This is a genomic window from Salmonella sp. A7 (genome assembly GCF_020181675.1).
Lineage (GTDB): Bacteria > Pseudomonadota > Gammaproteobacteria > Enterobacterales > Enterobacteriaceae > Salmonella > Salmonella enterica.
Map to the genome: position 1 here is coordinate 676,046 of NZ_CP084001.1, position 14,079 is coordinate 690,124.

Genomic DNA, 14,079 nt, shown 5'->3' on the forward strand with positions numbered 1-14,079 from the left:
GTTACCGTCAGTTAACCTTGTCGCCGCAGGCGATGTACAGAAAAAAAGATTCTTTTTTTGCCTTAAGAAGTTGTTAAGGATTACCTTATTAAATGGATCTGAAACGACATGAAAGGGAAAAGTAATCATGAAAAAATTAGCTGCAATCGTTGCCGTTATGGCACTGTGTTCTACCCCGGTTCTGGCGGCTCAGCAGGGCGGTTTCTCCGGCCCGTCGGCGACGCAAACGCAAGGCGGCGGATTTGTCGGCCCGAACGGCAGCAGCACGACGGTAGAGAGCGCTAAATCGCTGCGTGACGATGCGTGGGTAACGCTGCGCGGGAATATCGTCGAGCGCATTTCCGACGACCTGTATGTGTTTAAAGATGCGACCGGTACTATCAATGTGGATATTGACCACAAGCGCTGGAACGGCCTGACCGTAACCCCGCAGGATACCGTTGAAATTCAGGGCGAAGTGGATAAAGACTGGAACTCTGTCGAAATCGACGTAAAACAGATTCGTAAAGTGAATCCGTAATCCCACATTGCGCAAGATCGGTCAGGATTCACAGCCGCCCGGTGGGCAGAATAGGCCACAAGGAGGCAGTGATGAATGACCTGATCAGCGCGGCTTATTCCGAACGTCTGCGGCGCGTTTGCGACCACATTGAGCGTCATCTGGATGAGCCTCTGTCGATTGAGGCGTTAAGCCGGATGGCGCACAGCTCGCCGTTTCATTTTCACCGGCAGTTTACCACCTGGAGCGGGCTTCCGCTCTATCGCTATATCCAGTGGTTGCGTTTGCGCCGCGCGTCATGGCGGCTGGCGTTTAACCCGCAGGATAAAGTTATCGATATCGCGCTGGATGCCGGGTTTCAGAATCCGGAGTCGTTCACACGTGCTTTCAAAACCGCGTTTGGTCAAAGCCCGCGCCGGTTTCGGCAATCGCCGGACTGGCTGGCCTGGCACCAACGCGTTCCTAAACTTGCGTTACAGGAGCAGCATGTCATGGACGTAAAAATCGTTGAATTTCCACCTACCCGCGTCGCGATGCTGACGCATCTGGGGCATCCGGATAAGGTCAACGCCAGCGCGGCGAAATTTATTGCATGGCGGCGCGAAACGGGCCAGTCGCCGATTGCCAGCAGTCAAACTTTTGGTATTGCCTGGCACGACCCGCAGACGACGCCGCCGGATCAATTCCGCTTTGATATCTGCGGCAGCGTCCACCAGCCGATAGCCGAAAATGACGTTGGCGTGGTGAATAGCGAGATTCCTGGCGGGCGCTGCGCGGTGGTACGCCATCAGGGATCGCTCGACAGCCTCCCGGAGAGCGTGTGGTATTTATTCCGCGAATGGCTACCGGCCAGCGGCGAGACGCTGCGCGATTTTCCGGTCTTCTTCCAGTACCTGAATTTCGTCCATGAGGTCGCGGAACATGAGCTGCTGACGGATATCTATCTGCCGCTTCGTTAACTTCCTTGCCACCTGTCTCACGGTTTGTGACTCAGACCGTGAGATAGGGTATTATCTGCGGCAATATTGCCGTCCGAACGGTCAGCATGCAGATTGAGGATCCCCTGTTAATGAGCGATATGGCAGAGCGCCTTGCGCTACATGAATTTACGGAAAACGCCTACTTAAACTACTCCATGTACGTGATCATGGATCGTGCGTTGCCGTTTATTGGCGACGGCCTGAAGCCGGTACAGCGCCGCATCGTCTATGCGATGTCAGAGCTGGGGCTGAACGCCAGCGCTAAATTTAAAAAATCCGCCCGTACCGTCGGTGACGTACTGGGTAAGTATCATCCGCACGGCGACAGCGCCTGCTATGAAGCCATGGTGCTGATGGCGCAGCCGTTCTCTTACCGTTACCCGCTGGTCGACGGGCAGGGGAACTGGGGCGCGCCGGATGATCCGAAGTCATTCGCGGCAATGCGTTATACCGAATCTCGCCTGTCCAAATACGCCGAGCTGCTGCTAAGCGAACTCGGTCAGGGGACGGCGGACTGGGTGCCAAACTTCGACGGCACGATGCAGGAACCGAAAATGTTACCGGCGCGTCTGCCGAACATCCTGCTGAACGGCACCACCGGTATAGCGGTGGGCATGGCAACAGATATCCCGCCGCACAACCTGCGCGAAGTGGCGAAAGCGGCGATTACGCTGATTGAGCAGCCGAAAACGACGCTGGATCAGTTGCTGGATATCGTCCAGGGGCCGGATTACCCGACCGAAGCGGAGATCATTACCCCACGTGCGGAAATTCGTAAAATTTACGAAAACGGGCGTGGCTCCGTGCGTATGCGCGCGGTATGGACCAAAGAAGACGGCGCCGTGGTAATTTCCGCGCTGCCGCATCAGGTCTCTGGCGCGAAAGTGCTGGAGCAGATTGCTGCGCAGATGCGTAATAAAAAACTGCCGATGGTAGACGATCTGCGCGATGAATCGGATCACGAAAACCCGACGCGTTTAGTGATTGTCCCGCGCTCCAACCGTGTGGATATGGAACAGGTGATGAACCATCTGTTCGCCACCACCGATCTGGAAAAAAGCTACCGTATTAACCTGAACATGATCGGTCTGGATGGTCGTCCGGCGGTGAAAAACCTGCTGGAGATCCTCACCGAGTGGCTGGTGTTCCGCCGCGACACGGTGCGTCGTCGTCTGAACTATCGTCTGGAGAAAGTGCTTAAGCGCCTGCATATCCTCGAAGGTTTGCTGGTGGCGTTTCTCAACATCGATGAAGTGATTGAGATTATCCGTAACGAGGATGAGCCGAAACCCGCGCTGATGTCGCGTTTCGGCATCAGCGAAACCCAGGCGGAAGCGATTCTCGAACTGAAACTGCGTCATCTCGCCAAACTGGAAGAGATGAAAATTCGCGGCGAGCAGGACGAGCTGGAAAAAGAGCGGGACCAGTTGCAGGGCATTCTCGCGTCCGAACGCAAAATGAATACCTTGCTGAAAAAAGAGCTACAGGCAGATTCCGATGCCTATGGCGACGATCGCCGTTCTCCGCTGCGTGAGCGCGAAGAAGCTAAAGCGATGAGCGAACACGATATGCTGCCGTCCGAACCGGTGACTATCGTGCTGTCGCAGATGGGCTGGGTGCGCAGCGCCAAAGGTCATGATATTGATGCGCCGGGGCTTAACTATAAAGCGGGCGACAGCTTTAAAGCCGCGGTGAAAGGTAAGAGCAATCAACCGGTGGTGTTTATTGATACCACCGGGCGCAGCTATGCTATTGATCCCATTACGCTTCCGTCGGCGCGTGGGCAGGGCGAGCCGCTGACCGGCAAACTCACGCTGCCGCCGGGGGCGACCGTAGAGCATATGCTGATGGAAGGCGATGACCAGAAACTGCTGATGGCGTCGGATGCGGGCTATGGCTTCGTTTGTACGTTTAACGATCTGGTTGCCCGTAACCGTGCCGGTAAAGCGTTGATTACACTGCCGGAAAATGCGCACGTCATGCCGCCGCTGGTGATTGAAGACGAGCACGATATGCTGCTGGCGATTACCCAGGCCGGACGGATGTTGATGTTCCCGGTTGACTCTCTGCCGCAGCTGTCGAAAGGCAAAGGGAATAAGATCATTAATATCCCCTCTGCGGAAGCGGCGAAAGGCGATGATGGACTGGCGCACCTGTACGTGCTGCCGCCACAAAGCACTCTGACTATCCATGTCGGGAAGCGCAAAATCAAACTGCGCCCTGAAGAGTTACAAAAGGTGGTCGGCGAACGCGGACGCCGTGGCACATTAATGCGCGGCCTGCAGCGTATCGATCGCATTGAGATTGATTCACCGCATCGCGTAAGTCATGGCGACAGCGAAGAGTAAGACAGGGGCACCCGTAGGCCGGACAAGGCATTTAAGCCGCCATCCAGCGCTCTGCCGTTGCCGGATGACGACGCAGTAGCGTCTTATCCGGCCTACGGTTTCAGATCGGATTAACATTAAAATTTCCCGTAAAACCGTTGTTTATTCGTGCATTGCGATTAACAATACGTTTTTCCAGAGAGCCACACTTACCAAAATCCTAACCTGAATTTCAGGTGACGTAGAATGCCGGGCTCTTAGGCCTTCAGAGGTTGTTATGCTATATATTTTTCGTCTTATTGTTACCGTTATTTACTCCATTCTGGTCTGTGTTTTCGGTTCTATTTACTGCCTTTTCAGCCCACGTAACCCAAAACACGTGGCGACGTTTGGACATATGTTCGGTCGTCTGGCCCCGCTGTTTGGCCTGAAAGTGGAGTGCCGCAAACCCGCCGACGCGGAAAGCTATGGCAATGCTATCTATATCGCTAACCACCAGAATAATTATGATATGGTCACGGCGTCGAATATTGTGCAGCCGCCAACGGTGACGGTGGGGAAAAAAAGCCTGCTTTGGATCCCGTTTTTTGGGCAACTGTACTGGCTGACCGGTAATCTGTTGATTGACCGTAATAACCGCGCCAAAGCGCATAGCACCATTGCGGCAGTGGTTAACCATTTTAAAAAGCGCCGTATTTCTATCTGGATGTTCCCTGAAGGTACGCGTAGCCGGGGACGCGGTCTGCTGCCGTTTAAAACCGGCGCGTTTCATGCGGCTATCGCGGCTGGTGTGCCGATCATTCCTGTCTGCGTTTCCAACACCTCTAACAAAGTCAATCTAAACCGCCTGAACAACGGACTGGTTATTGTGGAAATGCTGCCGCCAGTCGACGTCAGCGAATATGGTAAAGATCAGGTTCGCGAGCTGGCGGCCCACTGCCGTGCGTTAATGGAGCAAAAAATCGCGGAACTTGATAAAGAGGTTGCGGAACGTGAAGCGACCGGTAAGGTTTAAGCAGCCTTACTCTGTTATTGTAGAAATCATTTTTTCAGGCACAACTCTTTAGCCTGTTTTACATGGAGCTTATATGTCATTCAGTCGGCGTCAGTTTCTTCAGGCATCGGGAATCGCACTATGTGCAGGCGCGATTCCCCTCAGGGCGAATGCTGCCGGTCAGCAACAGCCGTTGCCTGTTCCGCCGTTGCTGGAGTCCCGTCGCGGGCAGCCGTTGTTTATGACGCTACAGCGAGCGCACTGGTCCTTTACGCAAGGCACGCGCGCACCGGTCTGGGGAGTGAACGGTCGTTATCTGGGGCCGACAATCCGCGTCTGGAAAGGCGATGACGTTAAACTCATCTATAGCAACCGCCTGGCGGAAAATGTCTCCATGACGGTTGCTGGTTTACTGGTGCCGGGGCCGCTGATGGGTGGCCCGGCGCGTATGATGTCGCCGAACGCGGACTGGGCGCCGGTGTTGCCGATTCGTCAGAGCGCCGCGACGCTGTGGTATCACGCTAACACGCCTAACCGTACCGCGCAGCAGGTGTATAACGGCCTGGCCGGAATGTGGCTGGTCGAAGACGACATCAGTAAAACGCTGCCCATTCCGAACCATTACGGCGTGGATGATTTTCCCGTCATTATCCAGGATAAACGGCTGGATAACTTTGGGACGCCGGAGTACAGCGAACCGGGAAGCGGTGGTTTTGTCGGCGATACGCTGCTGGTGAACGGCGCGCAAAGCCCCTATGTCGAAGTGTCCCGCGGCTGGGTGCGGTTACGGTTGTTGAACGCCTCGAACTCGCGGCGCTATCAGCTTCAGATGAGCGATGGCCGGGCGCTGCATGTGATTTCAGGCGATCAGGGCTTTTTACCTGCGCCGGTTTCCGTCAAACAGTTGTCACTGGCGCCCGGCGAGCGACGTGAAATCCTGGTTGATATGACCAACGGCGACGAAGTCTCGATCACCTGCGGGGAGGCGGCCAGCATAGTCGATCGGATTCGCGGTTTCTTTGAGCCTTCCAGTATTCTGGTTTCTACCCTGGTGCTGACGTTACGGCCAACCGGATTGCTGCCGCTGGTGACCGATAATCTGCCGATGCGTCTGTTGCCGACGGAGATCATGAGCGGCGCGCCTGTCCGCAGTCGGGACATCAGTCTTGGCGACGATCCGGGGATTAACGGCCAACTGTGGGATGTGAATCGCATTGATATTACCGCCCAACAAGGCACCTGGGAGCGCTGGACGGTACGCGCCGATATGCCGCAGTCGTTCCATATTGAGGGCGTCTCTTTCCTGATTCGTAACGTCAACGGCGCTATGCCGTTCCCGGAAGATAGAGGCTGGAAAGATACCGTCTGGGTGGATGGGCAAGTCGAACTGCTGGTCTACTACGGTCAGCCGTCCTGGCCGCACTTCCCGTTCTATTTCAATAGCCAGACGCTGGAAATGGCTGACCGCGGCTCGATTGGGCAAATGCTGGTGAATCCTGCGTCGTAAAGGCGGACCAGTGATATTCGATGAGAATCAGTGAGGAGGGATGGCGGCTGCTGACGTTCTGGATGTTTACTGCAGCGGCTATCTTATTCTGTTCTTCATTGTTATTTGCCTGGCTTTTTTGTTCCAAACGCCTCGTCGCGTGTTGCTGTGGATTGCTTTGCCACAGATTACGCTGGTTCTTTTGCTATGGTTTGCTGCGGGTGATGAAACGCTTTTCTTCCCGATTGGCGCAGGGTGGATACTGGGGCTTAGTTTATTGCTGGCGCTACTGTTTAGCCACCGATTACGCCAACCACACCACCTTTGGGCCGGGTGCCATGCGGTCGTATTGCTGCTGTTGTTAGCGCACATAGGGGATATTCTCGAGAGGCATCATCGGCGCGATGCCTATCGGGCACAGCAGGCGGCGGAAGAAACGCTGTTACAAAAAATCGATACGACCGATGACCGCGCTTTTTTAAATCATTTGATGTCGCAAGCAATGCAGTCGCAAAACGCATTTCCCCTTTTGATATTGCGGACGGAGCTGAAAAAATTTGGTTGGTTTTGGCCATCGACCGGCTTAATCGCCCTGCCGTTGGGGCGTTTGCCTCCTGGTTTATTGGCGATTCTGTACAGGCAAAGCAATATCGGCATCAGCTCTTACAAAACAATCCATTATTGGACCTACTGAATCGTATTTTTAATGATAGTATGGCTGACGAACAAATTTTTCTGCAACAATAACTTTTGGCGCGAGATATTTGTACCAGTTTGATTAGCGTCGTGCCGGAATTATTGACGGACGAACTGTATGCGCAAGCCGTTGCCTTTGATAATAGCAACAAACCGAAACCTTTCTCATGGCAGTTTGAATTCGATGTGTTTTATCATCAGAAAAAATAACGGGCAATAATGAATTTTGGAAACGGATGGAGTTTGTTGTTGATGATAATATCCACCGTGCTGGGCAATATATACAATCATCGTATTGGCTATAGTTATTAGTGCGTTTAGCTCGCTGTGTTATCAGAAAATAGAAACGAGAGATTTGAATTCGGTAGTGAGCATGGAAAGTAAGGATGCTTTATGGTTGAATCATTTGCGTGGATGATGTGGGACTCAGTAATATTGATGAGCGCGTGGGGGATTTATGGCGTCGTATTATTGAGGTTAATTGTCGGCGCATTTGATTCTTTGCGCTATCGGCGGGTTTTCTTGCGTGTTGTTCTTCCGCAGGTGAGCGTTGTTTGTATATTGTGGGGAGGATTATTCTGGATCGATTCAAAAAATATTTATATCGTATATTTATTGATATTAGGATTGATGCCCTCGATAATAATTGCTATTTTTTCTAGTCGAGAGTCTCCATTTTTTATTCTGGGAACTATCGTGTCCCATACTATTTTTTTGTTCGTTTTCGTTTATGTGATGGACGGCCCGCGATTATGGCATCACATTGGTGAAGACTGGAATAACTATAAAATTACCCGACTGTTTGAGCGCGCGAAGGGGGATGTTCAGGTTTTGCAGGATGCCTCTTGTTATCAATTGGCAAGTGTTTTGACGCTGGCTGCAGAACACCGCGATACACCGGAAAATTTATTGCGTTATCTGGCTAAAATACGAGGTATTTCGCCATTTTTGACAGCGGCAGAATCTTGCCCTAAAGCGGCGATCCCGAATGCCGAATTTCTTTATACGCCATTTGTTACCGCTCTTCGCCAACATAACGTACCGATAGTACGCTTTTTTAGCCAGCAACTGGTGGGCGAGACATTTTCCGCCAGAGAGAATCGCAACATTGTCGCTCGTAAAGAAAATCCACTGCTGACGCTTTATAAATCTAACTATATATCACAGTATCGCGAGCAGTACAGGCTAGAAATTAGTCATTTATTGCTGAATATTATGCCAGAACTGTTGAATGATGCTGTCTATATTTATCCCATTATCCAACGTAACACCGAGTTGGTTGCTTATTTTTGGCAGAAACATCCGCCCACTATTCCTCTGCGCAGGCTCGAAGCGATGGTGTTGTTAGCCAAAACGGAAACGCTAATAAGCGAGGTAACCCATAATCCAGAAATATTGATCACACCGCCGATTGAGAGGTGGGATCGTGAAAACCTGCTCACTTTCATACTGAGCAATGGCAATCTGGTAATGATTCAGTCGCTTATTGATGCAAACGTAGTGGACTGGAAACGAGCAATGGAAGACGGAAATAATGAGCCTCTGCATCAGGCCATATTGCGACTGCGTGGTGGAGCGTTAGAGAACGCATTGCTGATACAGATCATTAAGGCGATGCAAGCGCAGAAAGCGTTATCCAACGAGCAAATCGCCCACTATCTTCCCTGGACACCGACGTTTCCTGCCGCTTTTTTACAGGCTGGGCTTTCCTGTGAGCAATTGCGTGAGGCGTTGAATGCTTCAGTGGCGGGGGGCGAACAAGCACGAAACGATACGCGGCAACGGCTGAATGCGCTATGTCCAGTCGCGAAGTGACTAAAGGAATAGTAAATGGATTATATTAATCGATGGCTTGGCTCTGAACTGCTGATGTTTTGTATTCTACCGTGGGGGTATGCCGCTGCGGTGGCATCACTGCTGATCCTGATGTTTTCCAAAAAACGCAGCCGACAGATTTTGCTGTGGGTATTACTACCACAGTGGGCAGTCGTGGTATTGCTGTTACTCACGTTGCAGTACACCCAGTTGTTGAGCCAAACAGGCACGGTATGGATGTTGATGCTCCTGTTGCCGATTCTGAGTTGGGCGGGCTTGCTGCCCGCGCTGCTGCTGGGAACCTGGCTGCGCAAGCCGTGGCCCGCATGGCTACTGTGCCATATTGTGTTCATTGGGGTGCTGTGCCCGGTGATGCCGGAGCTGTGGCGTGCTATTAGCCATCAATGGCAACAGCAAAATATTGCGCAGTTGCTCAGGCAGGTTCAGGCAGGCGACTTGGACCAGTTAGAGAGCATTCATGATAACAGTATGTTGGAACAGACACTGGTTCAGGCGGTAAAAGCGCCAGGCATATCAGAAAAAAACTTGCGCGCTCTGACTGCACGTGTGGCATCGCCTTTTAGTGTTTCGCGGGAAGATGGCTATTTCGTCAATGCGCCATTTTTTGCAGCTTTTGAGAGTGGCAATATCACTGCGGTGCGTATTTTTAGCGAGCAGCTCACGGGCGACTCTCAGCAGGCGCAGGCAAATCGCACCATCGTACGGCAGCAAAATCCGTTGGAATATCTCCCCACGCCCCATTTTAAGCCTGAGGGATTTCGCCAGACTTTTTTTGAGATGGCCGACGTTCTACTACGGGTCATGCCCGATCTCCTCACCGATGAAGCCTATTCGGGGGCGATACAGCTTCAGGATAAAGAGACTCTGGCCTTTTTCTGGCAGCGGCGTGAAGCGCAAAATCCGCTGTATCGCGCATATTATTTCTTGTTGCAGGGGCAAACTAAAGCGCTGCTTGCCCAGATAAAACTGACGCCGCAGGTGCTGGGACAATCACTTTATCCGAATAAAAATCTGCTGGCGTCGCTGTTTAGTGATGCGGATGGCGAGACGCTGCGTGCGTTGGTGAAAGGGCAGATGCTGAACTGGCAGCACATCCCTCAGGATAAGTTGACGGACGGCTGGAATTTCCTGATTTCACGCACATTGCATACAGCCTCGAAAGAGGACGCGCTGCCGCCGGATATTCTGGCGGGGATACTGCAAAGTATGCAACAGCAACATACGGCGTTGCCGGAAGCCCTTATTGTAGCCAGCCTTGATTACCAGGATGAAATACATAGCCTGATGACTGCCTACCGGATGGCTTGGTTGGACTGTAACAAGCTTAACGCAATGATCGATAAGGTGTATCCACCAGAAGATACGCGGCGTACCAATGCGCGTATAAAATTAGCACAGCAGTGCGCCGATTTAGACTGATATGCCGTGCTCTGATAATTGAAATTACATTGATTGTTAATAGAAATACAGGGAGTGGTAAATAATGAAAAAATGTTTTTTATTTATATTTGTGTGCCTGTTTATCTTCTCAGCTAATGCGGAACTAAAATCCCGCCCTGAGTTCGAAAATAAAAAAATCTATTTTCAGGGCAAGGTCACAGACTACACACTAAATGACTTTACCTTTTTCGGTGACAGTCGCGAACCCTTTTATGGCAGCGAAAACGATGATTATACCGCCACTGCAGATGAGTGGCTCGGATTTTACGCTGAGTTGCCCGACGTTCGAAAATGGCAGCGCGTGGTTCCTGACGATTTTTCTACGATGTATGGCGCGCCGTGGTGTGACATCCAGTTTTTTGAACAAGAGAATGATCATTCGGTGATTACTGGAAGTGAACATATGCGCTGTATCGATTTTCTCGTGACGCCTAAAAGAAAAGGGCTCATTCCTATGGGGACAAAGGGAACGCTGATGGATTACGGCAGCTATCTTGCTTTCGCACCGCAGATAGAGCACATCACGCTGGAAGGCCGATTTCCTGAAGCCTCGCGGACCTAGCTTCCTGTAAGAAGCGTGCAAACCAGGGCAACCTCGATAGCCGATCTTAAAATTATGCTTAATGAGATTTATGCTCGCCACGGTTATATTTTCAGACCGGGCGGTGAGATGGATCGGTACTTCCGACAGCAGCCGTGGTATCGCCCACGCTATGCGAACGTTGATTACCTAATTACCAAGACAGAGCATCGTAATATCAAACTCCTCAAAGAGCTGCTTTCTCCTGAGTCACAGCGTAAAAAGGCGCTGTATATTCAGAACACAACCGATTTTTGTGAGGCGCTGAAAGCGAATAATATCAAATATGTCATGGACAATACGGCAGAATACCTTACGACTGGCGCAGATCAGCCAATCAATTTAGAAAAAGTATGGCAAAAATACAGAGACTTAATGATCAATGGCGGCGGAAACTGTCAACGCGATATCGAGAGCTATAAGCGCTACTCCTTTTTATACAGCGAACCTTTAGGTATTTATTACAATTCCACTTTTGAGTTTGATGAAAAGAAAGGGAAATATGTTCTCACTTATGTGAACTTTGATTCTTCCTGCAACAAAGAGGGTGACACGATTGAACTGGAAGGTATGATGGTCAAACGCGAGCACGTCATTGAAGATAACCAAGGCCAACACTCGGATAAAGATCTCGAATTAAAAACAATAAACCTTCAGTGTGTGGCAGGGGCCATGATGGACCAACCTGACTGGGATCGCTATGTCCAGCTCATTCTTCCTCCTGAAAAATACAATTATTATCAACGGTTTATAGGGGAGAGAATCACCCTGCGAGGGAAAGTCATGATTGCAGAATCCATGTATCATGTCACGCCGGTACTGTTGAATTTGCTCGAAGAACAAAATCCTATTATCAAAGTAGCAGATATGCCTGCTCGTCCATAAGTACGATAACCGGCGGGGCAGGCAATCGGCCCCGCTACAGAGTGCTGCCTCACCAATCAATTCGATTTCTCTTCCATTCCGGCTTATAATCCCCGACCTTTGATTATTTTTTTGCCAATTTTTTGGAAGCATTATGAGCGCTATCTCCCTGATCCAACCGGATCGCGACCTTTTCTCCTGGCCGCAGTACTGGGCCGCCTGCTTTGGGCCGGCGCCGTTTTTGCCGATGTCACGTGAAGAGATGGATCAACTTGGCTGGGATAGCTGCGACATCATTCTGGTAACCGGCGACGCCTATGTCGACCATCCGAGCTTCGGCATGGCGATTTGCGGTCGTATGCTGGAAGCGCAGGGCTTCCGCGTGGGGATCATCGCCCAGCCGGACTGGAACAGCAAAGACGACTTTATGCGTCTGGGTAAACCGAACCTGTTCTTCGGCGTGACCGCCGGCAATATGGACTCGATGATCAACCGCTACACCGCCGACCGTAAGCTGCGCCATGACGACGCCTACACCCCGGACAACGTCGCGGGCAAGCGCCCGGATCGCGCGACGCTGGTCTATACCCAGCGTTGCAAAGAAGCATGGAAAGACGTCCCGGTGATCCTCGGCGGCATTGAGGCCAGTCTGCGTCGTACCGCGCATTACGACTACTGGTCTGATACTGTGCGTCGTTCAGTGTTAGTCGATTCCAAAGCCGACATGCTGATGTTTGGCAACGGCGAGCGTCCGCTGGTGGAAGTGGCGCACCGTTTGGCAATGGGCGAAACCATCGATCAGATTCGCGACGTGCGTAACACTGCGATTATGGTTAAAGAAGCTCTGCCTGGCTGGAGCGGCGTCGACTCCACTCGTCTGGACACGCCGGGTAAAATCGATCCAATTCCCCATCCCTATGGCGAGGATCTGCCGTGCGCGGATAACAAGCCGGTCGCGCCGAAAAAGCAGGAAGCTAAGGCGATTACCGTGCAGCCGCCGCGTCCGAAGCCGTGGGAAAAAACCTATATCCTGCTGCCATCCTTTGAAAAGGTGAAAGGCGACAAGGTGCTGTACGCCCATGCGTCGCGTATTCTGCATCACGAAACTAACCCTGGCTGCGCGCGGGCGCTGATGCAAAAACACGGCGACCGCTATGTTTGGATCAACCCGCCCGCCATACCGCTCTCCACTGAAGAGATGGATAGCGTGTTTGCGCTGCCGTATCAGCGTGTGCCGCACCCGGCTTACGGCAATGCCCGTATTCCGGCCTATGAGATGATCCGCTTTTCGATCAATATCATGCGTGGCTGCTTTGGCGGCTGCTCTTTCTGCTCGATCACTGAACATGAAGGGCGCATCATTCAGAGCCGCTCGGAAGACTCTATCATCAACGAGATCGAAGCGATCCGCGACACGGTGCCGGGGTTTACCGGCGTGATCTCCGATCTGGGCGGTCCTACCGCGAACATGTATATGCTGCGCTGTAAGTCGCCGCGTGCGGAGCAGACCTGTCGTCGCCTGTCGTGCGTCTATCCGGATATCTGTCCGCATATGGATACTGACCATACGCCGACGATCAATCTTTATCGCCGCGCCCGTGAGCTAAAAGGCATTAAGAAAATCTTAATTGCCTCCGGCGTGCGCTACGACATCGCCGTAGAAGATCCTCGCTACATTAAAGAGCTGGCGAGCCATCATGTGGGCGGCTATCTGAAGATTGCCCCGGAGCATACTGAAGAAGGTCCGCTGTCGAAAATGATGAAGCCGGGTATGGGCAGCTACGATCGCTTTAAAGAGTTATTTGACCTTTACTCTAAACAGGCCGGAAAAGAGCAGTATCTGATCCCGTATTTTATCTCCGCGCATCCGGGCACGCGGGACGAGGATATGGTGAATCTGGCGCTGTGGCTCAAGCGCCACCGCTTCCGTTTGGATCAGGTGCAGAACTTCTATCCGTCGCCGTTGGCGAATTCGACCACCATGTATTACACCGGCAAAAACCCGCTGGGTAAAATTGGTTATAAGAGTGAAGATGTGGTGGTGCCGAAGGGAGACAGGCAACGTCGCCTGCATAAGGCGCTGCTGCGTTATCACGATCCGGCGAACTGGCCGCTGATTCGCCAGGCGCTGGAAGCGATGGGGAAAAAGCATTTGATTGGCGGTCGCCGTGAGTGTCTGGTGCCTGCGCCGACCATTGAAGAGATGCGCGAAGCGCGTCGCCAGAACCGCAACACGCGCCCGGCGTTGACCAAGCATACGCCGGTGGAACATCAGCGGCAGACGCCTGCGGGAGCAAAGAAAGCACCGGTTGCGCCATCTCGTCCTGTGAATGCAGGTGCGAAAAAGCGCGCTAAAACGTCAGCAAGTCGTTAAGAA

At 52.1% G+C, this 14,079-nt stretch carries 11 protein-coding genes; all 11 read left to right on the forward strand.

Going from position 1 to position 14,079, the window contains the following annotated elements; genetic code table 11:
* Nucleotides 1-127: 127 nt before the first annotated feature.
* The 11 genes from LCS67_RS03245 to LCS67_RS03295 all read left to right on the forward strand — a co-directional run bounded on the left by LCS67_RS03245 (nt 128) and on the right by LCS67_RS03295 (nt 14,076).
* Complete coding sequence (locus LCS67_RS03245; protein WP_000731552.1) at nt 128-520, forward strand: YgiW/YdeI family stress tolerance OB fold protein; 393 nt, start codon at nt 128-130, stop codon at nt 518-520.
* Between the two features lie 71 nt (nt 521-591).
* A complete protein-coding gene (locus LCS67_RS03250; protein WP_000998790.1) occupies nt 592-1,458 on the forward strand; it encodes an AraC family transcriptional regulator in 867 nt (288 codons plus the stop codon).
* Nucleotides 1,459-1,568: 110 nt separating this feature from the next.
* Nucleotides 1,569-3,827 (forward strand): DNA topoisomerase IV subunit A, encoded by a 2,259-nt coding sequence (gene parC / locus LCS67_RS03255; RefSeq protein WP_001281857.1) that lies wholly within the window; start codon nt 1,569-1,571, stop codon nt 3,825-3,827.
* 256 nt (nt 3,828-4,083) lie between these two features.
* On the forward strand, nt 4,084-4,821 hold the full coding sequence (gene plsC / locus LCS67_RS03260) for a 1-acylglycerol-3-phosphate O-acyltransferase (protein ID WP_000965733.1): 738 nt from the start codon (nt 4,084-4,086) through the stop codon (nt 4,819-4,821).
* A gap of 73 nt (nt 4,822-4,894) precedes the next feature.
* Complete coding sequence (gene ftsP, locus LCS67_RS03265) at nt 4,895-6,307, forward strand: cell division protein FtsP (protein WP_000010658.1); 1,413 nt, start codon at nt 4,895-4,897, stop codon at nt 6,305-6,307.
* A gap of 40 nt (nt 6,308-6,347) precedes the next feature.
* Nucleotides 6,348-6,980, forward strand: coding sequence for a hypothetical protein (locus LCS67_RS03270; protein ID WP_001613851.1), 633 nt, complete (start codon nt 6,348-6,350; stop codon nt 6,978-6,980).
* 911 nt (nt 6,981-7,891) lie between these two features.
* On the forward strand, nt 7,892-8,797 hold the full coding sequence (locus LCS67_RS22765) for a hypothetical protein (RefSeq protein ID WP_306294178.1): 906 nt from the start codon (nt 7,892-7,894) through the stop codon (nt 8,795-8,797).
* 15 nt (nt 8,798-8,812) lie between these two features.
* On the forward strand, nt 8,813-10,237 hold the full coding sequence (locus LCS67_RS03280) for a hypothetical protein (protein ID WP_000384556.1): 1,425 nt from the start codon (nt 8,813-8,815) through the stop codon (nt 10,235-10,237).
* 64 nt (nt 10,238-10,301) lie between these two features.
* Nucleotides 10,302-10,820, forward strand: coding sequence for a DUF4459 domain-containing protein (locus LCS67_RS03285; RefSeq protein WP_225090902.1), 519 nt, complete (start codon nt 10,302-10,304; stop codon nt 10,818-10,820).
* Nucleotides 10,821-10,835: 15 nt separating this feature from the next.
* Nucleotides 10,836-11,723 carry a YARHG domain-containing protein gene (locus LCS67_RS03290; protein WP_001613842.1) on the forward strand — a complete coding sequence of 296 codons (888 nt, stop codon included), beginning with the start codon at nt 10,836-10,838 and terminating at the stop codon, nt 11,721-11,723.
* A gap of 133 nt (nt 11,724-11,856) precedes the next feature.
* Nucleotides 11,857-14,076: a YgiQ family radical SAM protein gene (locus LCS67_RS03295; protein WP_001274471.1), complete on the forward strand. Its 2,220-nt coding sequence runs from the start codon at nt 11,857-11,859 to the stop codon at nt 14,074-14,076.
* Nucleotides 14,077-14,079 lie beyond the last annotated feature (3 nt).